The 25,221-nt window shown below is 64.9% G+C and carries 19 protein-coding genes; 10 read left to right on the top strand and 9 right to left on the bottom strand.

The genetic code is table 11. The features are described from left to right. Positions 1 to 5: 5 nt before the first annotated feature. Genes BGP00_RS23205 through BGP00_RS23175 form a run of 7 tightly spaced genes read left to right on the top strand, consistent with a single transcriptional unit; the run spans position 6 to position 8,237 of the window. Complete coding sequence (locus tag BGP00_RS23205) at positions 6 to 1,946, top strand: potassium transporter Kup (RefSeq protein ID WP_292691886.1); 1,941 nt, start codon at positions 6 to 8, stop codon at positions 1,944 to 1,946. A gap of 18 nt (positions 1,947 to 1,964) precedes the next feature. Next, entirely contained in the window at positions 1,965 to 3,362 is a 1,398-nt protein-coding gene (locus tag BGP00_RS23200) for a DUF4118 domain-containing protein (protein WP_292691883.1), read from the top strand. Further along, positions 3,359 to 4,033 (top strand): response regulator transcription factor, encoded by a 675-nt coding sequence (locus tag BGP00_RS23195; RefSeq protein ID WP_292691881.1) that lies wholly within the window; start codon positions 3,359 to 3,361, stop codon positions 4,031 to 4,033. The genes BGP00_RS23200 and BGP00_RS23195 overlap by 4 nt, the downstream gene beginning before the upstream one ends. 52 nt (positions 4,034 to 4,085) lie before the next feature. Next, complete coding sequence (locus tag BGP00_RS23190) at positions 4,086 to 6,113, top strand: acyltransferase family protein (RefSeq protein WP_292691879.1); 2,028 nt, start codon at positions 4,086 to 4,088, stop codon at positions 6,111 to 6,113. Positions 6,114 to 6,171: 58 nt separating this feature from the next. Next, positions 6,172 to 6,939 (top strand): molybdate ABC transporter substrate-binding protein, encoded by a 768-nt coding sequence (gene modA / locus BGP00_RS23185; RefSeq protein ID WP_292691878.1) that lies wholly within the window; start codon positions 6,172 to 6,174, stop codon positions 6,937 to 6,939. Continuing rightward, positions 6,920 to 7,624, top strand: a complete 705-nt coding sequence (modB, locus tag BGP00_RS23180) for a molybdate ABC transporter permease subunit (protein ID WP_292691876.1) — start codon at positions 6,920 to 6,922, stop codon at positions 7,622 to 7,624. Before modA ends, modB begins: the two co-directional genes overlap by 20 nt. Next, the gene (locus BGP00_RS23175; protein ID WP_292691874.1) at positions 7,614 to 8,237 is read left to right on the top strand and encodes an ATP-binding cassette domain-containing protein; all 624 of its coding nucleotides are present in this window, start codon (positions 7,614 to 7,616) and stop codon (positions 8,235 to 8,237) included. Before modB ends, BGP00_RS23175 begins: the two co-directional genes overlap by 11 nt. A 1-nt stretch (position 8,238) precedes the next feature. On the opposite strand, the gene BGP00_RS23170 is transcribed toward BGP00_RS23175, so the two are convergent. Beyond that, a complete protein-coding gene (locus tag BGP00_RS23170; RefSeq protein WP_292691872.1) occupies positions 8,239 to 9,567 on the bottom strand; it encodes an amidohydrolase in 1,329 nt (442 codons plus the stop codon). 131 nt (positions 9,568 to 9,698) lie between these two features. Between BGP00_RS23170 and BGP00_RS23165 the strand changes: the two genes are divergently transcribed. Next, on the top strand, positions 9,699 to 11,066 hold the full coding sequence (locus BGP00_RS23165) for an L-serine ammonia-lyase (RefSeq protein ID WP_292691870.1): 1,368 nt from the start codon (positions 9,699 to 9,701) through the stop codon (positions 11,064 to 11,066). Between the two features lie 106 nt (positions 11,067 to 11,172). Then, a complete protein-coding gene (locus BGP00_RS23160) occupies positions 11,173 to 11,910 on the top strand; it encodes a hypothetical protein (protein WP_292691868.1) in 738 nt (245 codons plus the stop codon). Between the two features lie 30 nt (positions 11,911 to 11,940). On the opposite strand, the gene BGP00_RS23155 is transcribed toward BGP00_RS23160, so the two are convergent. After that, positions 11,941 to 14,019, bottom strand: coding sequence for a sulfotransferase (locus tag BGP00_RS23155; protein ID WP_292691866.1), 2,079 nt, complete (start codon positions 14,017 to 14,019; stop codon positions 11,941 to 11,943). 411 nt (positions 14,020 to 14,430) lie between these two features. On the opposite strand from BGP00_RS23155, the gene BGP00_RS23150 reads away from it, so the two are divergent. Beyond that, on the top strand, positions 14,431 to 17,016 hold the full coding sequence (locus tag BGP00_RS23150; protein WP_310015358.1) for a TonB-dependent receptor: 2,586 nt from the start codon (positions 14,431 to 14,433) through the stop codon (positions 17,014 to 17,016). Between the two features lie 109 nt (positions 17,017 to 17,125). On the opposite strand, the gene BGP00_RS23145 is transcribed toward BGP00_RS23150, so the two are convergent. The 7 genes from BGP00_RS23145 to peaA form a co-directional block, all read right to left on the bottom strand. Then, complete coding sequence (locus BGP00_RS23145) at positions 17,126 to 17,791, bottom strand: S8 family serine peptidase (protein WP_292691862.1); 666 nt, start codon at positions 17,789 to 17,791, stop codon at positions 17,126 to 17,128. Next, on the bottom strand, positions 17,784 to 19,403 hold the full coding sequence (locus BGP00_RS23140; RefSeq protein ID WP_292691861.1) for an ABC transporter ATP-binding protein: 1,620 nt from the start codon (positions 19,401 to 19,403) through the stop codon (positions 17,784 to 17,786). The genes BGP00_RS23145 and BGP00_RS23140 overlap by 8 nt, the downstream gene beginning before the upstream one ends. Before the next feature lie 74 nt (positions 19,404 to 19,477). Then, positions 19,478 to 20,482, bottom strand: coding sequence for a hypothetical protein (locus BGP00_RS23135; protein ID WP_292691860.1), 1,005 nt, complete (start codon positions 20,480 to 20,482; stop codon positions 19,478 to 19,480). Continuing rightward, the gene (locus tag BGP00_RS23130) at positions 20,479 to 21,579 is read right to left on the bottom strand and encodes a hypothetical protein (RefSeq protein ID WP_246869959.1); all 1,101 of its coding nucleotides are present in this window, start codon (positions 21,577 to 21,579) and stop codon (positions 20,479 to 20,481) included. Before BGP00_RS23130 ends, BGP00_RS23135 begins: the two co-directional genes overlap by 4 nt. Before the next feature lie 52 nt (positions 21,580 to 21,631). Next, a complete protein-coding gene (gene qhpC, locus BGP00_RS23125; RefSeq protein ID WP_168602202.1) occupies positions 21,632 to 21,973 on the bottom strand; it encodes a quinohemoprotein amine dehydrogenase subunit gamma in 342 nt (113 codons plus the stop codon). Next, on the bottom strand, positions 21,970 to 23,421 hold the full coding sequence (gene peaB / locus BGP00_RS23120) for a quinohemoprotein amine dehydrogenase maturation protein (RefSeq protein WP_292691858.1): 1,452 nt from the start codon (positions 23,419 to 23,421) through the stop codon (positions 21,970 to 21,972). Before peaB ends, qhpC begins: the two co-directional genes overlap by 4 nt. Continuing rightward, positions 23,418 to 25,217 carry a quinohemoprotein amine dehydrogenase subunit alpha gene (gene peaA, locus BGP00_RS23115; RefSeq protein ID WP_292691857.1) on the bottom strand — a complete coding sequence of 600 codons (1,800 nt, stop codon included), beginning with the start codon at positions 25,215 to 25,217 and terminating at the stop codon, positions 23,418 to 23,420. The genes peaB and peaA overlap by 4 nt, the downstream gene beginning before the upstream one ends. Positions 25,218 to 25,221 lie beyond the last annotated feature (4 nt).

Here is a 25,221-nt window from a genome sequence, read left to right as displayed (position 1 = left end):
GCATCATGTTGATGAACGCATCCCCCACCAGCGAGAATTCCGCCCATAATCCCGGCCATCACGGCCCTTCCTCACTTTTCGCGCTCACGCTGGGCGCGATTGGCGTGGTCTATGGCGATATCGGCACCAGCCCGCTCTATGCCTTCCGCGAGGCGCTGGCCCAGACCGCGCAGGGCGGCATCGACCGGGGCGAGATCCTTGGCGTGCTGGCGCTGGCGCTGTGGGCGCTGATCATCGTGGTGACGATGAAATATGTGATCTTCCTCAGCCGGATGGACAATCACGGCGAGGGCGGTGTGCTGTCACTCATGGCGCTGGCGCGGCGGGCGACGGGGGGCAAGTGGCTGATTGTGCTGCTGCTGGGCGCGACCGGCGCGGCGCTGTTTTATGGCGATGCCATCATCACGCCTGCCCTTTCTGTGCTCTCGGCCATCGAGGGGATGAAGACCGTCCCCGGCCTTGAGACGATGAGCGAGCCGGTTATCCTTGGCCTTTCGCTCACCATCCTGATCGGCCTGTTCGCCCTTCAGGTGCGCGGCACGGCCAGCGTGGCGGGCCTGTTCGGGCCGGTCTGCGCGTTCTGGTTCGTGGCGATCGGCGCGCTGGGCCTGTGGCATATTGTCGAGGCGCCCGATGTCTTGTCCGCCTTTAATCCGATGTGGGCGGTCAATTTCATGCTGGGCCATGGCGTGGCGGGCCTGTTCGTGCTGGGCGCGGTGTTCCTGACCGTAACCGGGGCCGAGGCGCTGATTGCCGACATGGGCCATTTCGGGCGGCAGCCGATCCAACTGGGCTGGCTGACCTTTGTCTGGCCCGCGCTGACGCTGAACTATCTGGGGCAGGGGGCGCTGGCGCTCAAGGCTTTGGCGCAGGCGCAGGCCAGTGGGCAATTGCTGCAAAATGCCGACTGGTTCTTCCTGATGGCGCCGGATTCGCTGCGCGCGCCGCTGGTGGTGCTGGCCACGATGGCAACGATCATCGCCAGCCAGGCGGTCATCACCGGGGCCTATTCTCTGACGCAGCAGGCCATCGCGCTGGGCCTGATGCCGCGCCTTGTCATTCGCCAGACCTCGGCGGCCCAGATTGGCCAGATCTATATGCCCGGCGTCAACTGGATGCTGCTGCTGGGCGTCATCTGCCTCGTCTTCGCCTTTCGCTCCAGCAGCGCGATGGCGGCGGCCTATGGCATTGCCGTGACCGGCACGATGGTCGTCACCACCTGCCTTGCCTTTATCATCGCGTGGAAATTCTGGGGCTGGAACCCGCTGGGCAGCGCCCTGCTGATCGCGCCCTTCCTTGCGCTCGACATCTTCTTCTTCGGCGCCAATGTGCTGCGCGTGGCCGAGGGCGGCTGGGTGCCGCTGATGGTGGCCGGGGTCATTGGCCTCGTGATCGCCACATGGCTGCGCGGGCGCAAGATGGCGCTGCTGCGCGCCAGCGAACAGGGCGTGGCGCTGGACGAACTGGTCAAGGCGCTGGCGGCCCGCCCGCCGCTGGTGGTCGAGGGCACGGCGGTGTTCCTGACGCAGGACGCCAGCGTGGCCCCTTCGGCGCTGCTGCATAATCTGAAACATAACAAGGCGCTGCACCGCACCAACATCATGCTGACCGTGGAAACCCAGACCACGCCCTATGTCGACCCGGAAAACCGCCTGTGTCTGGAGCGGCTCGACGAACGCTTTCTGCGTGCCAAATTGCGCTACGGCTATATGGACAAGATCGACGTGCCCAGCGATCTGGCGCGCGAACCGGGCCTGCTGGCGGGCACAGGCGGCACATCCTTCTTCGTGGGCCGCAGCGCGATCCGCTTTGGCTCGCGCCCCTGCATGCCGCGCGCGATGGTGCTGCTCTATCAGTTCCTGCACCGCAACGCGTCGGACCCGACCGCCTTTTTTGCCATTCCCCCGAACCGCGTGGTCGAATTGGGCACACAGATCGAGCTTTGATCGCTATAGATACCGCCCATGTGGCGCATGCTGACTTCCTATGGCGTTCCCCTGTTGGGCATCGCGCTGGTGACATGGATCTCCAGCGCGATGCTGGCGCAATGGGGGCTGGCGTCTGCGGCGCTGCTGTTCCTGCTGCCGGTGCTGCTGGGCGCGGCGCGCGGAGGGCTGGGGCCAGGGCTGCTGGCGGCGCTGGCCGGGGCGGGGGCGTATAATTTCTTCCTGCTGCCGCCCTATTTCAGCTTTCATGTCCATGGACCGGACCATGCGGTGTCGGTCCTCGTGCTGGTGCTCGTCGCGCTGGTCACCAGCCGCCTTGCCACTCGCCTGCGCGAGCGCGAGGAAGAGGCCAATGCCCGCGCCGCGATCAGCGAGGAACTGGCCCAGATCTCGCGTCTGCTGGCCAAGGGATCGCCGGTTGAGGCGCTGGAGCGGGCGCGCTCCTATGTGGCCGGGATCTATGGCCCTGTGCGGATCGACGGGGCGCAGGACGGCTTTTCCTCGCTCGATCAGGCGGCCTTTGCATGGGCGATGCATAATGGCGACGCCACCGGCCATGGCACCGGCGTGATGGCGGCGGCGGAATGGACCTTTCTACCGCTCTCGCCCAAGGGCCGGGGTGCCCACGCGCTGATGGCTCTGGCGCGGCCCGCCGATGGCCATACGCGCCCGATGGTCCAGATCGAGCATATGGCGCAGGTCGCGCTCCTGCTGGGGCAGGGCTGCGACCGCATCGCGCTGGACGAGGAGCGCCGCGCGCGCGAAACTCTGGCCGAGAGCGACCGGCTGCGACGGACCTTTCTGGCCAGCCTCGCCCATGATTTCCGCACGCCCCTGACCGTCATCACCGGGCAGCTTGAGGCGCTGGCCAAGCGCAGCCCCGAGGCGGGCGAGGCGCTGAGTGCCGCGCGCAGGCTGGAGCGCACGATGAGCGACCTGATCGCGGCGGCGCGGATCGAGGAAGGCTCGCTGAGCCCGCAGGCCGAGAGCCTCGATCTGATCGATGCGGCAGATGCCGCCTTTGGCGCGGTGGCGGTGCCGGCGGGCCTCTCGCTGGGCCATGCGATCCCGGCTGATCTGCCTTTTGTGCGGGCCGATGCGGTGCTGCTGCATCATGTGCTGATCAATCTGATCGACAATGCGCTGGGCCATGCGGCATCGCGGGTGATGCTGGGCGCGGCTTTGCAGGGCGGACAGGTCGCGCTTTGGGTCGAGGATGACGGGCCGGGCGTGCCGCTTGCCGAACGCACGCGTATTTTCGAACGCTTCGCCCGGATCGAGGGCGGCGACCGGGCAAAGGGCAGCGGCCTTGGCCTTGCCATCGTGCGCGGATTTGCCGAAGCGATGGGGATGCAGGTGAGCATCGAGGACAGCCCGCTGGGCGGCGCGCGTTTCATATTGAGGATGGCGGCATGAACCGGGTTCTGGTGGTGGATGATGAACCGGCGATCCTGCGCCTGCTGGGCGCGGTGCTGGCGCGCGGGGGCTATGAGGCGGCGACGGCGGCCACGGCATCGGCGGCGCTGGCGGCGTTGCGCGGTGGCGGGCTGTCGGCGGCGATCCTCGATCTGGGCCTGCCGGATCGCGACGGGCTGGAACTGATCCCGATGTTGCGCGGGGCGGGGGTGCCGGTGATCGTCCTTTCCGCGCGTGAGGATGTGGCCGAGAAGGTGGCCGCGCTCGATCTGGGCGCATCCGACTATATCACCAAGCCCTTTGACGGCGAGGAATTGCTGGCCCGGCTGCGCGTGGCGCTGCGGCAATCGGGCGCAGCGGCGGCGCAGGAAGTGCTTGCCCATGGCCCCTTTCGCATCGACACCGCCCGTCATGAGGCCAGCATCGAGGGCCGCGCGCTGACCCTGCCGCCCAAGGAATTCGCCCTGCTTCAGGCGCTGGTCGAGGCGGGCGGGCGCATTCTCACTCATGCCGCCTTGCTGGAAAAGGTCTGGGGGCGGGCGCATGTGGGCGATGTCGAATATTTGCGCGTGGCGATCCGCGCCTTGCGGCTGAAGGTTGAAGAGGATCCGGCCCACCCCCGCCTGATCCGCAACGAACCGGGCATCGGCTATCGTTTGATGGAGGCCTGAACCCCTTACCGGGCTTGACCGCCCCGGCGCGATCAGTGCAAGGCCGCGCGGCATGGCATCCCGTCCCAAACCCTTTCACCGCGCCGATATTGACGGCCTGCGCGCGATCAGCGTGGGCGTGGTCGTCGCCTTTCATGCATGGTGGCGGCAGGGTTTCGGCGGCTTTGTCGGGGTGGACATCTTCTTTGTCATCTCGGGCTATCTGATCTCGGGCGCGATTTTCGATGATGTGCGCGATGGGCGCTTCTCGCTGGCGGCGTTTTACGGGCGGCGGGTGCGGCGGATCTATCCCGCGCTGATCACCGTTTTGCTAGCGACTTTCGCCATCGGTTGGGTGCAATTGTTCGATGACCGGTTTCAGCAATTGGGCGCGCATCTGGCGGGCGCGGCGGTCTTTGCCTCCAACCTCGTCCTCTATGCCGAGAGCGGTTATTTCGACGCCTCCTCCGACGCCAAACCTCTGCTTCATCTCTGGAGCCTTGGGGTGGAGGAGCAATTCTACATCCTCTGGCCGCTGGCCATCATGCTGGCCTGGCGATGGCGCGGGGCGCGGGGCGTGGTCTGGGCGCTGGGGCTGGGCTTTGCGGCCAGCATGGCTCACGAACAATTCCTGATGCGGATCGACACATCGGCGGCGTTTTACATCCCCACTGCGCGTTTCTGGGAAATGCTGGCCGGGGCCGCGCTGGCATGCGTCGAGCGCCACCGGGTCGGGGCGATCCCTCTGCGCATGGCGCATGGGTTCAGCCTGATCGGCCTCGCACTGCTGCTGGGCAGTTTCCGCTATATCACCGAGGGTAAGGTGCCTTTCCCCGGCTGGGCGGCGCTGGCGCCGGTGGGTGGGGCGGTGCTGTTGCTGGCGGCGGGGCCGCGGGCGCTGGTCAATGCGCGGTTGCTCTCGCTTTTGCCGATGCGCTGGCTGGGGCAAATCTCCTATCCGCTTTATCTGTGGCATTGGCCGGTGCTGGTGCTGGCGCGGACATCGGGCTGGGTGGATGGCCGGGCGATGCTGGTCTGTGTGGTGGTGGCGACGGGGCTGGCCTGGGCCACAGCGCGCTGGATCGAGCCGCCTTTGCGCTATGGCGGAGACAGCGCGCGCAAGGTCAAGGGCCTGCTGGCGGCGATGGCTGTGCTGGGTTTGGGCGGACTGGTCGTGGCATGGGCGCATGTCCCTTCAGCCAGCCACGCACGGGTCGAGCCGCTGACGCGCCAGATCGGCTGGGCCATTCCGGTAGCCGACGAGGCGCAGGGGCGTGCCTGTGTGGCGCTGATGCCGGGGCGGGGCGCTTTGGTGCCGGGTGTGGCGGGCAATGACTTCTGCTATCTGGCGCGCGGCGGCGCGCCCGATGTGGCGCTGATTGGCGACTCGCTCAATCTCAGCCTGTTTCCGGGCCTGGCTTCCTATCCTGACCTCAACGTGCTGATCGCCTCGGCCAGCGAGGCGGCGCCCTTCTATGACACGACCACCACCGAGAGCTTCGACCGCACCCGCCTGAACAACTGGAAGCTGACCAATCAGGCGCTGGACTATGCAGCGGCCAGCCCCTCGATCCGGGTGGTGGTGCTCTCCTATGCCAATGGCGATCAGTTGCTGCGGCGCAGTTCGGCCCATGACATGACCGACCGCGCCGACCCCACGCCCGCCCCGCCCGAGGCCCGCCTCGAACGCGCGCTGCGCCGGACGTTGGCGCGGTTGAGCGCGGCGGGCAAGGGGGTGATCATCACGCTGCCCAACCGGCGGATGGGGTTTGATCCGCCCGATTGCCTGACCGACCTGCGGCCTCTGCATGGCCCCGCCTATCGCCACCCCTGCGGCGAACCGCGCGGCGGCGCGCTGGAGCAGGCGCAGGACGCCTATGCCGCGCAGGTGCGCCGCGTGGCGAAGGATTTCCCCGGCGTGGTGCTGGTCGATCTGGCGGCGCCTCTGTGCGATGCGCGGCTGTGTTATGCGATGCGTGCCGCAAGCGGGGGGCGCGGAGGCCAGATGTATTACCGCGACCGCCTGCACCTGTCCGATGCCGGATCGCGGGCGGTGGCGCCGGTGCTGCATGACGCCATCCGGGCGATGATGCATCGGTAAACCGCTTGCCCGTCGCCAGTTTCGATATACATAGCGATATTGAAAGGGGCGCCTTCCAATGTTTCGCAGGATGATCTTTGCCGCGCTGATTTTAGGCGCCACCCCGGCCATGGCGCAGGCGTCGCGCGGGCCGGTGGTGCTGGCGGCGGCCAGCCTTCAGGAATCGCTGAATGCTGCCGCCGACACATGGGCGGCGCAGGGCCATCCGCGCCCCGTGCTGTCCTTTGCCGCCTCCTCGGCGCTGGCGCGTCAGATCGAGAATGGTGCGCCTGCGGATCTTTTCCTCTCGGCCGATGAGGAATGGATGGATCATGTGGTCAAGGCCCCCGGTGGCCGGATCAAGCCGGGCACGCGGATCAGCCTGCTGACCAATTCTCTGGCCCTGATCGCGCCTGCGCAGAGCAGGGTGCACCTGACCATCGCACCCGGTTTCCTGCTTGCCGCCGCCTTGGGGCCGAACGGGCGTCTGGCAATGGGGCAGGTGGCCTCTGTCCCGGCGGGCAAATATGGGCGTGAGGCGTTGATTGCGTTGCGCGTCTGGCCCAGCGTCGAGGGCCGTGTGGCGGGCGCCGACAGTGTGCGTTCGGCCATGGCGCTGGTCTCGCGCGGCGAGGCGCCGCTGGGCATTGTTTACGCCACCGATGCGCGGGCGGATAAAAAGGTGCGCGTGGTCGGCATTTTTCCGGCCAATTCGCATAAGCCTATTGTCTATCCGCTGGCCCGCCTGTCGGCCTCGACCAACCCGGATGCCGAGGGCTTCCGCCGCTTCCTTGCATCGTCGCAAGGCAAAGCGATATTCCGCGCCTATGGCTTTGGCACCAAATAGCATCAGCCCCGAGGAATGGGGCATCATCTGGCTTTCGCTCAAGGTCAGCGGGGCGGCGATGGTTGCCACGCTGCCGGTGGGTTTTGCGCTGGCATGGGCGCTGGCGCGGGGGCGGTTTCCGGGGCGGGTGCTGCTCGACGCGCTGGTGCATCTGCCGCTGGTGCTGCCGCCGGTGGTGACGGGCTGGCTGCTTCTGCTCAGCTTTGGCGCGCAGGGGTTGGCGGGGCGCTGGCTGGCGGCGATGGGCGTGTCGGTGATGTTTCGCTGGACCGGGGCGGCGCTGGCGGCCTCGGTCATGGCGCTGCCCTTGATGGTGCGGGCGATCCGGCTTTCGCTCGAAAGCGTGGACCGGCGGCTGGAGGCGGCGGCGCGCACGCTGGGGGCCTCGCCCTTGCGCGTGTTTGCCACGATTACGCTGCCTTTGGCGCTGCCCGGTGTGCTGGCGGGCATGGTGCTGGGCTTTGCGCGCAGCCTTGGCGAATTTGGTGCGACGATCACCTTTGTCTCGAACATTCCGGGCGAGACCCAGACCCTGCCGCTGGCGATTTATGCCGCTTTGCAGGTGCCGGGGCAGGAGGGGATCGTGACGCGATTGGCGCTGATTTCGGTCGGCCTTTCGCTGGCGGCGCTGGTTGCCTCGGAGGTGTTGACGCGGCGGATGGGGATGCGCGCCCATGTCCTTTGAGGTCGATGTAAGCATCACGCGGGGCAGGCGACGGATTGCGGCCAGCTTCGAAGCAGGGCCGGGGATCACCGCGCTGTTTGGCCGATCAGGCGCGGGAAAGACCAGCGTACTGGACATGATCGCCGGGTTGGTGCGGCCTGACCGGGGGCGGATCGCGGTCGATGGGCGGGTGCTGTTCAATGCGGCGGCGGGGATTGACCTGCGACCCGAGGCGCGCGGATGCGGCTATGTGTTTCAGGATTACCGCCTGTTTCCGCATATGAGCGTCGAGAGCAATCTGCGCTATGGCTGGCGCATGGCCGCGCCCGATGCGCGCTGGATCGCCTTTGAGCAGGTGGTGGAATTTCTTGGCCTTGCCGGGCTGCTATCTGCCCGCCCGCGCCGATTGTCGGGGGGCGAGGCGCAGCGGGTGGCGATCGGCCGCGCCTTGCTCTCGGGCGCGCGTTTCCTGTTGATGGACGAGCCGCTGTCCTCGCTGGATGCGGCCCGCCGTGAGGAGATCATGCGCGTGATCGAGCGCATCCGCGACGAACTGGCCCTGCCGATCCTCTATGTCAGCCATGACCGGCGCGAGGTGGAGCGCCTCGCGGGCCAGATCGTCGAGATGGACTGAATTACTTTCCGGCCACCGACAACACGGAGAGGGTCAGCACCTCGACCCCTGTGCGGATCGCGGGCTGGGCCACGGGCGCGAAGAAGGGCGAGTGGTTGACCGGCACCGGCTTGCCTTCAGCTTTCAGCTTTTCCAGCATCGCCGGATCGCTGCCGCCGATGGAAAAGAACACCGATTTGGGCACGCCCGCCATCACGAATTCAGAATAATCCTCGCTGGCGGTCCAGCCCGGCTTATAGGCCGGCTCCAGCTTGACCGCGCCGGGCAGGCCCGCCTTGGAGAGCACGGCATAGGTGCTGGCGGCCAGCGCCTCGTCATTGACCACGCTGGAAATGCCATGGCCGCGGGTGATGCCGGGCGCGGGCGCGCGCGACATGGCGGCCACCGATTGGGCGGTGATGTCGACGCCGGTGTTGAGCAGCTTGCGCGTTTCATCGTCAAAGGAGCGCAGCGAGAGGCCCAGTTCGGCGGTGTCGGGGATGATGTTGGCTACGGTCCCCGAACGGAAATAGCCCACGGTGACGACGCCGAATTTCTGCGGGTCCTTCTGTCGGCTGATGACGGTCTGCACGTCCTCGACAAAGCGGGCGCCCATGACGATGGGGTCGATGCTCATGTTGGGCATCGAGCCATGCGCGCCCTGCCCATGAAAGATGATGCGCACCGAATCGGAATTGCTCGTGGCCACGCCTTGCTTGACATCGACATCGCCCGCGCGGGCCGCGCCCACATGGGCGGCAAAGGCGTAATCGGGCTTGGGGAAGCGGGTGAAGAGGCCATCCTCGATCATCGCGCGCGCGCCTTCGCCGATTTCCTCCGAAGGCTGGCCGATCATGATCAGCGTGCCCTTCCACTGATCCTTCATCGCCACCAGCGCCTGCGCCGTGCCCAGCCACCATGCCATGTGAATATCATGGCCGCAGGCGTGCATGACATAGGTGGTCTTGCCGTCGGCCCCGGTCTGCTGCGCCTTGCTGGCCCAGGCAAGGCCGGTCTTTTCCTCCATCGGCAGCGCGTCCATTTCCACGCGCACCATCACCACCGGGCCGGGGCCATTCTTCAACACGCCGACGAGGCCGGTCTTGCCGACATGCTCGGTCACTTCAAACCCCAGCTTGCGCAGCTTTTCCGAGAGGATGCCCGCCGTGCGAGTCTCGGTAAAACCGATCTCCGGGTGGCTGTGCAGATCCTTGTAGAGCGCCTCCAACTCGGGCCAGTTCTTGGTGGTTTGGGCATCGATCCGGGCGGCGGTGCCGGGCTTGACCGGGGCGGCAAGGGCGGGAAAAGCAGCCATCATCAAGGGCAGGCAAAGCAGCATCGCGCGGCGCATCGGGATCTCCTGAGGTGAATGTGCTATGTTGCATAAGGCTTTACTGGCCGCGCTGCGTCAAGGAGCGTATTGTGCGCAAGGCATGGTGCGGCAGGAAAGCGTGCAACAAGGCACGCGGGAAGAGAAGCCAGATGGCAGTCAGCATATTCGAATTGTTCAAGATCGGCGTGGGGCCATCGTCGAGCCACACGATGGGGCCGATGACGGCGGCGTGTCGGTTTGTTACGGCGCTGGGCGAGGGGATTGGCCGCGTGGCTCGGGTCGAGGTGGCGCTTTATGCCAGCCTCGCGCTGACTGGGCGGGGCCATGCGACCGATACGGCCACCATCGTCGGCCTGCATGGCATCGCGCCCGAGGAGGCCGATCCCGATGCCGCCGTCGCGCTGATCCAGCAGGTGCGGGAAAGCGGGCGGATGATGCTGGGCAGGGTGCAGGATATCGCCTTTGACGAGCGGGCCGATATTCTGTGGCTGGGGCGCGAGAGCCTGCCGTTTCATCCCAATGGCATCCGGTTTGCCGCTTTTGATGCGGACGGAGAGCCTGTCCTGACCCGCACCTATTTCTCCATCGGCGGCGGCTTTGTGGTGGATGAGGATCAGACCACGGCGAATGCTCCGGTTGAGGATCACGACGAACCCTATCCCTTCACCACGGCGGCCGAATTGCTGGAGATGGCCCAGCGTGATGGTTTGACGATTGCGGGCCTTGCGCTGGCCAATGAGGATGCGCGGCGGCCGCGCGGCGAGACAGAGGTGGGGATCGCCCGCATTGCTGCCGCCATGGACGCCTGTATCGAGCGCGGCATGAGCCAGCGCGGCGAATTGCCCGGTGGTCTGAAGGTCCAGCGCCGCGCCGCCCATCTGCGTGAGCGTTTCTATGCGCGGGTCGAGCGGGTGCTGGCCGATCCGCTGGCCACGCTCGATCTGGTCAATCTCTGGGCCATTGCGGTCAATGAGGAGAATGCGGCGGGCGGCAAGGTGGTGACTTCGCCCACCAATGGCGCGGCGGGGATCATCCCGGCGGTGCTGCGCTATGCCGAGCGATACCACGGCGCGGACGAGGGTGCGAAGGCGACCTTCCTGCTGACCGCCACGGCGATCGGCGGGCTTTATAAACGCAACGCCAGCATTTCGGCGGCCGAGGTTGGCTGTCAGGGCGAGGTGGGCGTGGCCTGCTCGATGGCGGCGGCGGGGCTGACCGCGATCATGGGCGGGACCAATGGCCAGATCGAGAATGCCGCCGAAATCGCCATGGAGCATAATCTGGGCCTGACCTGCGACCCTATTGGCGGGCTGGTGCAGATCCCTTGTATCGAGCGCAATGCGATGGGCGCGGTCAAGGCCATTGACGCGGCCCGTCTGGCGCTGGGCGGGGATGGCACGCATCTGGTCAGTCTGGATCAGGTGATCGAAACCATGCGGCGCACCGGGGCCGACATGATGAGCCAGTATAAGGAAACCTCGCTGGGGGGATTGGCAGTTTGCGTTCCGGCTTGCTGATCGCACGGCTGGACTGTTCCGTTACGGGCCTGCGACAAAAACGCGCTTGCCTATAGCCATCGACTATCTATCACCACCCGCCACAGGATCGCAGGAGTTTCGTTCGATGAAGAGATTGGTGTTGGCCGTTCTGGCGACGCTGATAGTGGCTGCGCCAGCCCAGGCCCGGCATCATAAGGCATCGCATGTCGCCGCCAAGGTGACAAAGGCGAGCAAAAAGAAGGCGGTCGCCACGCCTGCCAAGCGGCATAAGGTCGAAAAGGCCAAGGTCGCGACCAAGAAGATGACCCGTGCGGAAAAGCGTGCCTTGGCGCGGGCCGAGGCCAAGGCCAAAGCGCAGCCCAAGCTGACGCGGGCGCAGCAGCGGGCGCAAAAGCGGGCCGAACAGCGCCAACTGGCACACGGCAGGCACAAGGCCGAGCCTAAGCTGACCCGCGCGCAAAAGCGTGCCCAGCAACGCGAAATGGCCCGCGCCGCCAAGGCGGAAAAGCGGGCCGCGCCCAAGCTGACCCGCACGCAGCAGCGCGCCATGGCCAAGGCGCAGAAGCATGGCAAGCTGACCCGTGCGGAGAAGCGGGCGCTGGCCCAGGCGCAGAAGGCGACCGCCAAGGCCGCCCCGGCGCACCGCATGACCCGCGCCGAGCGCCGCGCCGCCGCGCGTGAGGCGCGCCATTCGTCGCGTCACTCCTCGCGCTATGCTTCGCGCCGCTCTTCGGCACGCAGCGCATCGCGGACGCCCTATACGCCGCCGCATTACAACGCCCCGCCGCCGGTGCCCAGCGCCAGCGGGCCGAGCAGCGGGTTCAATGCCGCGTTTCGGGATATTCATCCGAACGGGCAATAAGCAAAAGGGCGCCGCAATCGGCGCCCTTTTTCATGGGGCCAGATGCGCGGCCCAATCCTGCGGCGGGGCGGGATAGGCATCAATCACCGGCCCCAGCGCCTGATGCAGCGGCGCGAGCCAGTCGGCGTAATGGGTCCATTGCTCCAGCCCGTCGCGATAGATCGGGCGGCGGACCTGTTCGCTGCTGGCGGTGCGTACGGCGCGCTTGTTTTTCCAGAACGAGAGGCAGGCCTCCTCGAAATCGACGCCGACATAGGCCAGCAGGCGGGCAACCTCGGCCTGCGTGTCGGCCACCATCTGTTCATAGATCACGCGATGAACCACGCCGGGCATTTCGGCGTCAAAGCCGGCCATCTGGGCGACATAATCGCGGTAATAGGCGCCGATTTCGGCCAGATCATAGGTGAAGACCTGACCGCGCGCGAAATGCTGTTTCCAGCCCGAAAAGCAGCAGGCCATCGGATGACGCCGCGCATCGATGATTTTGGCGCGCGGCAGGATCAGGCGAATAAGGCCCACGTTCTGCCAGTTGTTGGGCATTTTATCGATGAACAGCGGCCGGTCGGTCTGGCGGTGAACCCGCGTCAGGTCGATATATTCCTCGCCCAGCCGCGTGCGGTCGGCAGGAGAAAGTGAGCGCAGCAGATCGCCATAAGAGGCGAACTCGCCCTGCTGCGCGCGGGATTTGAGACGCCCGGCGATCATCATCATTTCGGGCAATTCATGTGTGCCCTCGATCATCGAATGGCTCGACAGGATCTGCTCCACCAGCGTCGAGCCGGAGCGGGGCAGGCCGAGGATGAAGATCGGATCGGGCGCCATGCAGCCGCCCCCACTGGCGCCATCACCTTCGCGGGGGGCATAAAACGGCGCGGTAAAGGTTGCGGCATGTTCGATGGCCGCCTCATGGGTGCCCAGCGCGCTATAGTCGATTTCGGCGCGACGCAGGCGGTTGGCGGTGGCGTAATGGTCAAACGAGGCGGCGTAATCGCCCGCGTCCTCCAACGCCTTGCCCAGTGCAAAATGGAGGTGGAACAGGTCCTCGCCGGTGGGGCCTGTGGCAATCGCGGCCTGCATCGCGGCGCGATCCTCGGCGGTGAATTTGGCGGTTTTCAGATTGGCCAGCGACCACCATGCCTCGCCCATCGTGGCGGTGATGCCGATGGCGCGGCGATAGGCCTCGACCGCCCCGTTCTGATTGCCCAGCGTCTTGCGCACATGGCCCAGATTTTGCCAGACATGGGCGTTGTCGGGCGCCTCGGCCAGCAGCGCTTCATAGATCGCCCCCGCGCCCTCCTGATCGCCCAGCCGCACCAGCACGGAGGCCTTGAGCAGCCGGTGTGCGGGGCTTTGCATAGGCGAGGCGCAAAGCGTTTCGGCATGGACCTGCGCCTCGGGCAGGCGGTTGGTCTGCAGCAGCAGACGGATCAGGAAATCGCGGGCCAGATCGAAACCGGGCGCCATCTCCAGCGCCTTTTCTACCCATTCCATGGCCTCGCCAAGATCGCCTCGGCGCCAGTGGATTTCCCCGATCAGCCGCGTGGCCGAGGCATCCTCCGGGATGCGCTCCAGCCGGGTTTTCAGCATGGCCTCGGCCGCATCCAATTCGCCGCCGTTCATCGCTACGGCGGCTTTGATCAGCTCGGGGTCTGACGAGGACGCATGGATGGCCGACAGTTCCGCGCGCCACGCCTTGTCCTCCTCGCCCAGCCGCCGCCATTCGCGCGCCAGCAGATACCATCCGCTGGCCACCTGAGGCTGGGCGCGGGTGAGCGTTTCGAGCGCGGCCACCGCGCGGGGGCCATCGCCCGCCTCTGCGGCCGCCTGCGCCAATTCCCACAGGATCGGCGGCACGCCCGGCTGCGCGCGGTCCAGCGCGATCAGCCGAGTCAGCGCGGTCTGCCCCTTGCCCATCCGGCGCAGAGCCTGCGCCGCGATCAGTTCGGCAGGCGGAAGATTGCGATAGGCCTTGATCAGCGCCTCGGCCCGCGCCAGCGCAAGGGCCGGGTCGCTATCGAGCAAGCCTGCCGCCTCGGCCAGCGCGGCGCCCGGCACGGATTGTGCCGAAGGGCGCGGCGAAGGGCGCGCGGCGATGGTCCCCAAAGCCATGGATGTCCTTTCAAAGGGCCGGTCTGGCCTTTGATTGTCGCGCGCTGCACCTGCGTAAACATATACGTCAGACGACGTAACCCCTCGGGACATCTTGCGTTGTTTGCGCCCTTGACTCGCGGGGTGCCTATGACATTCTTGCGAAACCGGACGACCGTACTAATTGCTGCAATTGCGTAAGGGGCACCAGACGCAGCGCAGCCAATCGGGTCGCCAAGGGGTTCAATGACGTTTCGGCATCCGGCGGGTGCATCGGCGCAAACCTGTGTTTTCGCCGGGCGATCCTGCTTGTCTGGCGAAGATGGCCTGAGCCCGGTGCGGAAAGAAGAGGGCTGAGGATTTCGGGGCAGATTGGCCAGTAATGGGGGAAGCATTACGATGATTGCAGAGTTTTCCAAGAGATCGCGCCGAGTGATCGCGCTGAGCGCGGCGACATTCCTGACGCCCTTTGCGCTGGTTGGGGCCGCTCATGCCGCAGACACCGATGCGGCGGCCGATCCCGCACCGGCCGCGGCCGACGGCGGCGGTCTGGGCGACATCGTGGTGACCGCCACCCGCCGTTCGGAAAGCGTCCAGAAAGTGCCGATCTCGATGCAGGCGCTGAGCATGGAAAAGATGGCCGAGCGCAATGTGAAGGGCATGTCCGACTTTGCCCTGCTGATGCCTTCGGTGTCCTTTGCCGGTCTTGGGCCGGGGCGCCAGACCGCCTATTTCCGCGGCATTGTTCCGGCGGGCGGCACCTATGCTTCGGTGGGCTACTATCTCGACGATATCCCCATCACCGGCACCGGCGTGCCCGACATCTTTGTCTATGACATGGAGCGTGTCGAAGGCCTGTCGGGTCCGCAGGGCACCCTTTATGGCGCGGGTTCTCTGGCCGGTACGATCCGTATGATCACGAACAAGCCCAAGCTGGGCAAGTTCGAATGGGGCTATGACACCGAAGGCAACAAATATGGCAAGGGCGCCTTTGGCGGCCAGATCGCCACCTATGCCAACATTCCCTTTGGCGACAAGATCGCCGCCCGCGTGATGGGTTTCTATCGCAAGGAAGGCGGCTATGTCGACAACACGCCCAACAACGGCAAGTTCAACAATGGCAAATCCTCGACGCTGAACCTGGGCGACAACAATCCGGCCACCAGCTATACGCTGAACAATGCCGCGATTGCCAAGAAGGATTACAACCCCGTCTATATGTATGGCGGCCGCCTGCAGGTTCTGTGGGAGCCGACGCCGGGCTGGCAGATCACCCCGCAACTGGCGGCCCAGTCGCAGACCGCCTATGGCTATTTCGGCTATGACCCGCGTGTCGGCGATCTTCAGGTGCATGATTATGACCTGACCCGGCGTCAGGACGCATGGTATCAGGGCGCGCTGTCGGTTCACGGCCATATCGGCGATTTCGATATGGTGTCCTCGACCGGCTATTTCGGCCGCAAGGTTCACCTGCAGAACGACTATACCTATTACACCGTGACCTATGACAATTTCGGGCCGGGCTACGAAAACTATCTGCAGTTCTTCAGCAAGGATGGCTGCACCGGATCGGGCACCTCGCAGAAGTGCAACAAGCTGATCAATCCGACCCAGTATTTCGAAGGCTGGACCTATTCGGAAAAGTTCACTCAGGAATTGCGCTTCGCCACGCCCAAGAGCTGGCCGTTTGATGCAAGCTTCGGCGGCTTCTATCAGTGGCAGAAGACCGAAAACAACAATTACTATGGCATCCACGGGCTGGGTAACATTGCCGGCTATACGATGGCGGGCGGCGGAGACAGCAATCCGGCCGGTTTCGGCATCCCCACCTCGGCGGGCGGGACCATGGTCGTCGGTTCGCCGGCTGTGAAGGGCGATGGCTTTTATATCAACGAAAACAACCAGTACACGCATGACGCCGCGTTGTTCTTCGAAGGCCATTACAATATCACGCCCAAGTTGAAGATCACCGGCGGCGTGCGCTATTTCTGGACCGATTACTGGACCACGGGCTTTGCCGGTGTGGCCGCTTCGGCGCGCAACACCACCACGACCAAGAACATGCTGACCGGCGCGATGGGCTGCACCCTGCCGCTGCCGACAGAGCGCCTGACCTGCCGCAACACCAATATGCTCGATCCCAACGAGATCGGCCGGTACAAGGAGCAGGGCGAGACGCACAAGATCGTGGTCAATTATCAGCTGACGCCCAGCAAGATGCTCTATGCCAACTATTCCACCGGCTTCCGCCCCGGCGGCTATAACCGCCCGCTGCGCGTCAGCAAGGTGGGTGTATTTGCGGTCGATCCGTTCAAGTCGGAAACGCTGACCAATTACGAACTTGGCTTCAAAACCCAGTGGGGCAGCAATTTCCGCCTCAACGGCGCGCTCTACATGGAAGAGTGGAACAATATCCAATATTCCGTGGTGGTGGCGGGCACCCAGGGCGCGGGCATGACCGGCAATGCGGGCAAGGCCAAGGTCTATGGTGTCGAATATGATGCCGAGCTGAAGCTGGGCAAGGTGACGATCACCAGTTCGGGGGCGTATAACCGTGCGCGGCTCGACGGCAATTTCTGCAACTTCAAGGCCGATCCGACCACGCTGACCATTGCCGCCGATCCCACCTGTTCGTCGGGCGTCGCTGCAGCCAGCGGAACCCGCCTGCCGCGCCAGCCTGAGTTCAAGGGCAACACGTCGGTGCGCTATGATACCGAGATCGGCAAGTTCAAGGCCTATCTCCTCGGTTCGATCCTGTATCAGACCAATGCGACGCAGGATCTGAAATATTCAAACAACCTGTTGCTGGGCAATACGGCCGGTTTTGCCACGATGGATTTCTCGGGCGGGATCAAGAAGGATAATTGGGCCTTCGACATCTATATCCAGAACGCCTTCGACGGCCGTGGCGCTTTGACCACCAACACTTTCTGTTCGATCGATTTCTGCTCGGGCTCGTCGCGCAGCTTTACCGTGCGCCCGCAGGTCTTCGGCATCAAGTTTGGCCAGAAGTTCTGAGGAGACTCTAGTTCTGACCTGATCATCTTCACCCTGCGAAGGACAACTTATGCCCCCATGGTTTGCGCCATGGGGGCGTTTTTTATGTGTCGCAATGGTCAGGGGGGGATCAGGCGGCGGACAGCGCGGCCAGCAGGGCTGCGTGCGCGCGCAGATTGCGCTCATGGGCAATCCGGGCGGCAAAGCCGCTGGCCTGCGCCACGGCAAAGCTGATGCCGTAGAGGTTGCGCCTTTGCGGCACGCCGGGGATCGGTCGGGGATAGCCGCTGGCGATCATCTGGCCGTCGCGCCATAGGAATGTCTCGCGCGGGATGTCCCAATCCAGCTCGACGCCCAGCACCCCCGCCAGCGATCCGGGCAAACAGGGCACACCATCGGCCTGCGCGGCGGCCAGAATCAGCGCGTCCGGCGCCGCCGCAACGGCCTCGGCAAACAGCGGGGCGTGGGCGGCATTGGTGGTTCCGAGGCTGAGGTTGATGATATCTGCGCCAGCCCCTGCGGCCATCCTGATCGCGCCGACCAAAGCCAAGGCGCTGCCGCGCAGGGCATCATGGAATACGCGGATGGGCAGGATATCGGCCTCTGGGGCTTTCTCTTGAATCGCGGCGGTGACGGCGGTGCCATGGCCAAGCCGGTCGAGCGGGATGACGCCCTGTTCGATGACCATGCCATCGGCGCCAATGGCGAAACCGGGGCGCAGGCGGGCCGGGTCGATATGCGGGTGATCGGGATGCACGCCGCTGTCGATCACCGCGACCAGAATGCGTTCAGCCATAGGTCGTGATGCCATCTTTCAGAGTAATCACCCTATCCGCCATCGCGGCCAGCGCGGGCTTATGCGTGATGACGATCAGCGTGGCGTCGGGCAGGGCGCGGCGCAGGCTGGCGGCGATCAGTGCCTCCGTATCGCCATCGAGCGCGGCGGTGGGTTCATCCAGGATCAGCGCCTCGGGCCGCCGCAACAGGGCGCGGGCCAGCGCCACCCGCTGCCGCTCGCCCGCCGACAGGGCAAGGCCGCGTTCGCCAACCGGTGTCTCCAGCCCCATCGGCAGGCGGGAGAGCAAAGCCTCCAGCCCGGCGTCATGCGCGGCGGCCATCACCGCATCGCGCCCCGGATCGGCAAGGCCAAAGGCGATATTGGCATAAAGCGTGGCGTTGAAGAGAAACGGCGTCTGTTCGACCAGCAGCACCGCGCGGCGCAGATCGCCCAGCGCCACCTCGCGCAGGTCCGTGTCGCCCAGCATCACCCGCCCGCCATCAGGGTCGATCATCCGCACCATCAGATCGGCCATCGTCGATTTGCCAGCCCCGCTGGGGCCGAGGATCGCGCAGAAGGAGCCCGCCGGAATGGTGAAATCCGCGTCACGCAGCACCGGCGCGCGGCCATGCGAGAGGCGGACATGATCGAAGCGGATGCTGCATGGCCCGGCAGGCAGGGGCAGGGGGCTGGCAGCCTCCTCCACCTCCGGCGCGGTGTCCATCAATTCAAAGATCCGCGCCAGCGCAACCCGTGTCTGGGCCAGCGTGGCCGACAGTCCGAGCAGGCCCTGTATCGGCGCGAACAGGCGCTGCTGATAGGCGAGGAAAGCGACCAGCGTGCCGATCGTCATCCGTCCGGCGGTGATCTCATAGCCGCCCCACAGCATGGCCCCGGCGGTCGAGGCCGAGAGCAAAGTGCCCGGCACCGCGCCCGAGAGAAAGGACGTCACCTGCATCCGCAGCATGGCGCGCACGAAACCGCCATTGGCGGCCGCAAAGCGCTCCCGCTCGCGCTCCTGCGCGCCCAGCGCCACCACCGTGCGCATACCCATGATCGTATCGACCAGCATACTGCCGATATCCGCGCCCGCCTCGCGCATCTGCCGCGACAGCTCGGTCAGCCGCTTTTGCGCGCGCAGAAAAGCCCCCACCGCCAGCGGAACCAGCACCACGCCCACGACAAACAGCCGCCAGTCGAGCCAGAGCATCAGCGCGATGCTGCCCGCCAGAAACAGCAGATTGGCCAGCGCGGCGAGCAGCGTGTCGCCCGCGACCCGTTGAATATCGGACACATCGCTGTTCAACCGGCTCATCAGATCGCCAAGCCGAAAACGGCCGAAGAAGCGCGGCGAGAGACGCTGGAGATGCGATAAGACCGCCACGCGAATGTCGAACAGCATGGCGGCCGAGAGCGAGACATGCAGCCAGGAGGCCGCGATGTTGAGCACATAGGAGCCGACCGTCGCCCCCAGCATCAGCCCCGCCACGCGCCACAGCACGCCCATATCATGCCGCATCAACGCGCCATCGATCATCAGCTTGGAAATATAGGGCTGGGCCAGACTGAGCGCGGTGGCCATCAGGCTGACCAGCATGACGGCGGGCAGGCGCGGCAGATAGGGACGCAAATAGGGCCACAGCCGCCGATAGGCCGCCCATGGCGCAGGAGGTGGGGAAGCATGCAAAGCGTGTTGCGGCGCGTTCAGGTCGCGGCCTCCCGTTCGATCAGTTGAAACCCGCGCAGCAGATAGCGCGGCTCCGGCATATGCGCGAGTTGCGCGGTGGTCCATGCGTAACCTTGCGCAAGGGCTGCCACCTGTTCGCGCCACCATGGGCTGTCGCCGCCGGTGGCATAGAACTGGCCGGAGATCTGGATATGGCGGCGCAAAGAGGCCGTCAGCATTGAATGGTAATGCGTGGCCAGCGCATGACGGTCGCCGGGATGGGCGATGACGGCGGCGGCCAGAATGGCCTCGCGCACCGATTGGGCGCTGCCGTCGCCGCAGATGGGATCAAAGGCGATCGCCGCCATGCCGCAGGCCAGCCAGTTCGGTCCTGCGAGTTGCGCCAGTTGACGCGGCGCGGTTTCAAACCCCGGCGAACTTTCACCAAGGCCCGCGATCAGAGGCGCGATCAGCACGCTGTTCTCCAGCAGACGGTCCAAGGGCGCGCCTACGCCCAGCAGCCAGCATTGCGTCGGCCCCGAGGGGATCAGAAACAGCCAGCCCTGCGCTACAGCCTCGACATGACATGTGGCATGATCGGCCCCGGCGCGCAGCAAAATGCGCGCGGCCATCGCCCGCCGCTGGCCAAAGCGCATCAACTCGGCATCGGGAAAGGGCGGTGCGCAATGGAGCGTGGCCATGGGCGCGGGGGCATCCGCATCGCCGGCAAGCTCTCCGCCCAGCGCGGCAATCAGGTCATCCTCGGACACCACCACCGCGCCATGCGGCATCGCCACCGGATCGTGGCCCCACCGCACCACGCGCTGCGCGATGCGATGGGCATCGGCAAACAGATCGCGGCGGCCAAACGCATCGCGGATCAGACCCAGCGCCGCGTCCGAAAGCATGATGACCGGCACGGGCGAGCGCCGCACCGGCTCATGCGCGATGGCAAACCCTGCGCCGCGCAGCAAATGCGTCGCGCAAGCCCCCGCCAGTCCGCCCCCACGGATCAGCACGGACTGGCGCGGCGCTTGGCTCACTGGGCGTAAACCAGCCCGGCCATCGTGGCGTCGGCATCAAGGTTCCACGTCTTGTCCCATTTCAGCGTCTTGGCGTCATAGACCTCGATGTCATAGCTGGCGCCATAGATGTAGAGTTTCTTGCCATCGCTCGACATGCCGAACTGGAAGCGCGAGCGGCAGGGGAATTCGGCCTTGTCCACCACCTTGTTGGTCCCAAGGTCGAAATGCCAGATCTCGCAGCGCTTGTTGCCCGTCGTGCCCTGCGTGGTGACGGTATAGCCATCCTTGCTGTCGGGCGTGATCTGCAGGCCCGCCATCTGATAGGGCGCCGGGCCGATGGGGGTGAAATCGAAGGTTTTCGACGCCAGCTTGAAACGGCCGATGCCAAAGATCTTGTTGTGAATATAGGGATCGGCAGCGGTAAACAGCGAGACATATTCGTCATTGTTGCGCAGCAATTCCACCCCGCCGCCAAAGCTGGTGTTTTCCAGCCCCGCGCCCTCGGGCTTGGCCATGTCGATCCGGTCCACCACCTTGAAATCGCTGGTGTTGAGGATCACCACCTTGTCGCGGAACAGATAGAGCAGTTTGCCGTCGGGCGAGATCATCATGTTCGCGCGCGCGGCGTTGAGCGCATTGTCCTCGTCGGGCAGATCGACGGTTTTCACCACCTTCTTCTGCGTCAGGTCGATGGTGGCATATTGCCACTTGCTGACCTTGTAGCGGTCGACGGCTTTGTCGATCGTCATCATGATCGTGTAGAAATATTTGCCCGTCGGATCAGGCACGCCGCCGGTAAAACGATATTTCGTCGTCGGCGTGTTCAGGCTGAACTTGTTGAGCACCTTGCGGGTAGCGGTGTCGAGCACCTCGATCCCGCCCGTGGTGATGGTGGTGACATAGATCCGCTTGTGATCGTTCGACAGGCGCAGGGATGTCGGAAGACCCGTGTCGAGCTTGATATGCTCGGCGATCTTGCCGGTGGTCTCCTCTACCACGAACAGCTTGTCCGGGTATGTACCCATCACGATGGGGGCGGCGCTTGCGGCCACCGGAGCGGCGGCCAGCATAAGGCCGGCAAGGCGGAGAGATTTGCCAGAGCGGGAATGCGTCATGTGGCAGGCTCTTTCATGAGAAAGGTCGCAAAATCGGGCGCGTGGGCCGCGATCAGGGAAAGATGATGTCCAGGCTGCGCCAGTCCTTGGCCGCGGCCGAGCAATTGCTGGCCCAGTCGGGCGAGTAATTGACATGGTCGGGCACCTGAACCGGCCAGAAGCAGGTGACATAGCAGTCATAGATGTCGCGCTCGACAGGTTGGCAAAGGCCCGCCGTGCCGCCGCTGGCGTCCACTTCCCAGCCGGGCGAGAAGGACAGGGTGCAGCCCATCGGCACATGCGGGCGCACTTGCTGCTGCAGGGCCACGACATCCTCCTGCATGGCGGCGGTTTGCGCTTCCACGCTTGCGTCAATCGCCTTGGCCTTTTGGTTGATGGGGCGCAAATGCTTCATGACAGGCCCTTTCTTTCAGCAAACTTTTCGAGGAATTCGGGGTTCTGCACCGCCAGCGTGCCCTGAATTTTCAGGCAGGTGTCGGTCCATTCGCGGATCCAGTCGCAATAATGCAGATTGGCATGGCCCGTGTCGCCATAGCGGACGAAGGCCTCGTGATGGCATCCGCCCGCGCACAAAGGCCGCGCCCAGCAGGACTGGCATTCATACTTGGCGCCGACATGGCCCTTGGCTAAAAACTCGCCCTGCGCCTTGCGGTCGATGCCGCTGGAAACATGGCCCATCACATGGCTGTCGGCATCGGTGAAGCGATGGCAGGGCGAGAGATCGCCCGAAGGCGAAACGCCCAGCAGACCCAAACCGGCGCCGCAGGGGTGGCTCTTATTGGTGCCCTGAACCAGCTCGCCGATGGTTTCCGAGACATTGGAAAACCCGTGCATCCGACCTTTAAGCGCATAATCAAGCCATTCATCGGCCAGCAGATGGAACTGCTCCAGCACGGTGACCATGCCTTCCTCGCCCAGCGCATAGGCCTGTTCGCCCGATTCCGTCACGGGCGCAAAGCCGACCTCGTGAAAGCCGATATCCTCGCGCAGGTGGCGGAAGATGCTGACCACATCGGTCACGCCCTTGCTCAGCGTCACGCGCGCCGTGATCGCGCGGGTGCGATGGCGGGCGATCAGCTTGCGCAGCTTGGGCTCGATCACATCATAGCTGCCCTTGCCGCTCTTGTAGACGCGGCGCTTGTCCTGCATCTCCTTGGGGCCGTCGATGCTGACCGTGACGCCGATTTGCTCGGTCGCCAGAAATTCGATGATGTCGTCGGTCAGCAGCGTGGCATTGGTGGTCAGGCTGAAGGTGATGGTGCGACCCTGGGCCGTGGCCTGATCCGTGGCATAGGCGACGACCTGCCGCAGCAGCGGAAAGTTCATCAGCGTTTCGCCGCCAAAGAAGGTGATATGCACCGCAGGCCGCCCGCCCGACTGCGCCAGCAATAGGTCGACCGAAGCCTTGGCGGTGTCGATGGTCATGTATTTGGGCTTGCCGTTTGGCGTGGCGATCTTGTCCGCGCCAAATTCATAGCAATAGGTGCAGGCCAGATTGCACTGGTTGGTGATGTTGAGCACCAACGCCTGAAGCGGATAATCGCCCTCCGGCTTGGCCGGGGCAGGGGCTGCTACCGTCTGATCCGAAACGATCACGCGGGCAAGACGCAGCTCGCGCACCAGATCCTCGGCATCGGCGGCGCTGTAGCCGGAACCGGTCAGAGCGGTGATCAGATCGCCATGGGCCATTTCCACGCCGTCCAGCATGGAGAGCACTTCGCCCACCGCGCCGTCGAGCGCAAAGATCGCGCCCGCCGATACCAGATAGATGAAATCCTGCCCCTGCGCGTCAAAGCGATGGACCTCGCCGCTGCGATAGGTGTGGGTCAAAGGTGCGCTCATTGGTTCACCTCCGGCTGATCCCAGCGCTTGTAGGCGGGCACGGTCACGACCATGAAAGCCTTGGCGGTCAGGGGCTTGCCATCGGCGCCCTTTTCCGCCTTGGCGGTGGCGGTCACCCAGACCTCGCCGTAATTGTTGCGGTTCCATTTGCGCTGGGGGTTCGGCCCGTCGATGTTGGGCGTAAAGAACCCGGCGGTGGAGAGCTTGCCGACGAAATTCACGTCATCATCGTAATAGACCGAGGGGAATTCGCCCATCGAGAAACTCGCGTCGATGGGGCCGATGGCCACGTCATCGGCGGTCCCCGCCTTGCCATCCGCGCCCTTGTCATAACCAATGGCCTCGAATTGCAGATATCCCTTGGGGTGCTTCTCGCTGCCGCCAAGGCGGGCCAGCGAGGTTTCGGGCGTGACCTTGATGTAATCGACCTTTTTGTAGATCGGCAGCGCCTTTTCCAGCACCGCCCCGCCAATGGCCACATCATGCGCGCCCACGGTGGCATCGGCGGCCACATCGACACTCAGCACGATTTCATCATCGCTGGCCGAGACGATCTTTTTGGCCACGACGCCCTTGCCCAGCGTAATGTCCGAGAGGGCGAATTTGGTCGGCAGCTTGTCGCCGATGATGTGAAGCTGCGCGCCCATCGTGCCGGTCTTGACCGCATCGGGGGTGACGCTGGCGATGGTGGGCTCGGTGCTGGCCTTGGTCAGTTTAACGTCAAAGCCGAACTCCTCATAGGCGCCCCAATACCAGCGGCCCGCCGCCGATTTCTGATCGGGGGCAAACCACATGGTTTCGCGCGCCTCATGCGCCGGAGCATCCGGGGCGGTCATATCGCCCATGCCCTTCGACTTGCCGCGCCAGGAATAGCCCGAATAGACGATGCCGCTGCCGGTGCGGGTGATGGTGCTGCCGTCCTTCAGGGATTTGAGCGTGATGGTGGTGGTGAAGTCATCGCCCTTGGGCGCGATCACCATTGAACCGGCATAGCGGCCTTTGCCGGGCAGTTCGGCCGAAACCAACCATTTGCCCGCAAGAGCGGCCGGGCGCATCCGCGCGCTCCATGATGCCCATTCGGCCGAATGCAGCGGGGCGGTTTTGCGCAGATAGTCCAGCGCAACTTCGCCCGGCGTCGGCCCCTTGGCGGCCGGTGCGCCATAGCCCTGCGGGATGCCGTGTTCGTCCACACCCCGGCGATATTGCACCTCGGCCTGCGAATAGAGCGCGATGTGGAATTCCTGCAGCAGCTTCCATTCATTGGCCGACCGGCGCCAGCTCAGCGGTTGGGCAAAGGCGTGGCACGAGGCGCAGGCCGCGCGCACCGTTTCATTGGGAATGTTGGTTTCATCCAGCACGCGCTTCTCGGTCAGATACATGACCGGCTTGGCCTCATCGGGCGCAAGGCCATGGCTGGCCGAAAGCGAGCGGATGACCTTCTTGGCATCCTCAGCGGTGATGACCAGCCCGTTGAGCTTGACCATGCGGTGGATCGCCTGTGCCCAGCCTTCGGGCGTGGTGCGCATCCAGGAAATGCGCGACAGGTTGCCCTTGCCGTCATTGGTGTGGCACGCGCCGCATTTGTCGATGACCAGCTTGTCGGTGACGGGAATGCCCGCTTCCTTTTCGCCGCCCTGTTCGTCGGCCTGCGCCACGGCCGGGGCCGCGCCATGCAGCACCGCCATGCCCAGCGCCGTGGCGGTCAGGCCCAGCAGTGCGAGGCGATTGCGTTTTGACGGCGTGCGTTTCGATAGCGCAAGAGCGCCGGAATCCGAGGGATCGGACGGGAAGGCCATAGTG

The sequence above is a fragment of the Novosphingobium sp. 63-713 genome, from assembly GCF_001898925.1.
GTDB lineage: Bacteria > Pseudomonadota > Alphaproteobacteria > Sphingomonadales > Sphingomonadaceae > Novosphingobium.
The sequence above is the reverse complement of the archived record's forward strand: the minus strand, read 5'-3'. Positions and strand labels throughout refer to the sequence as shown.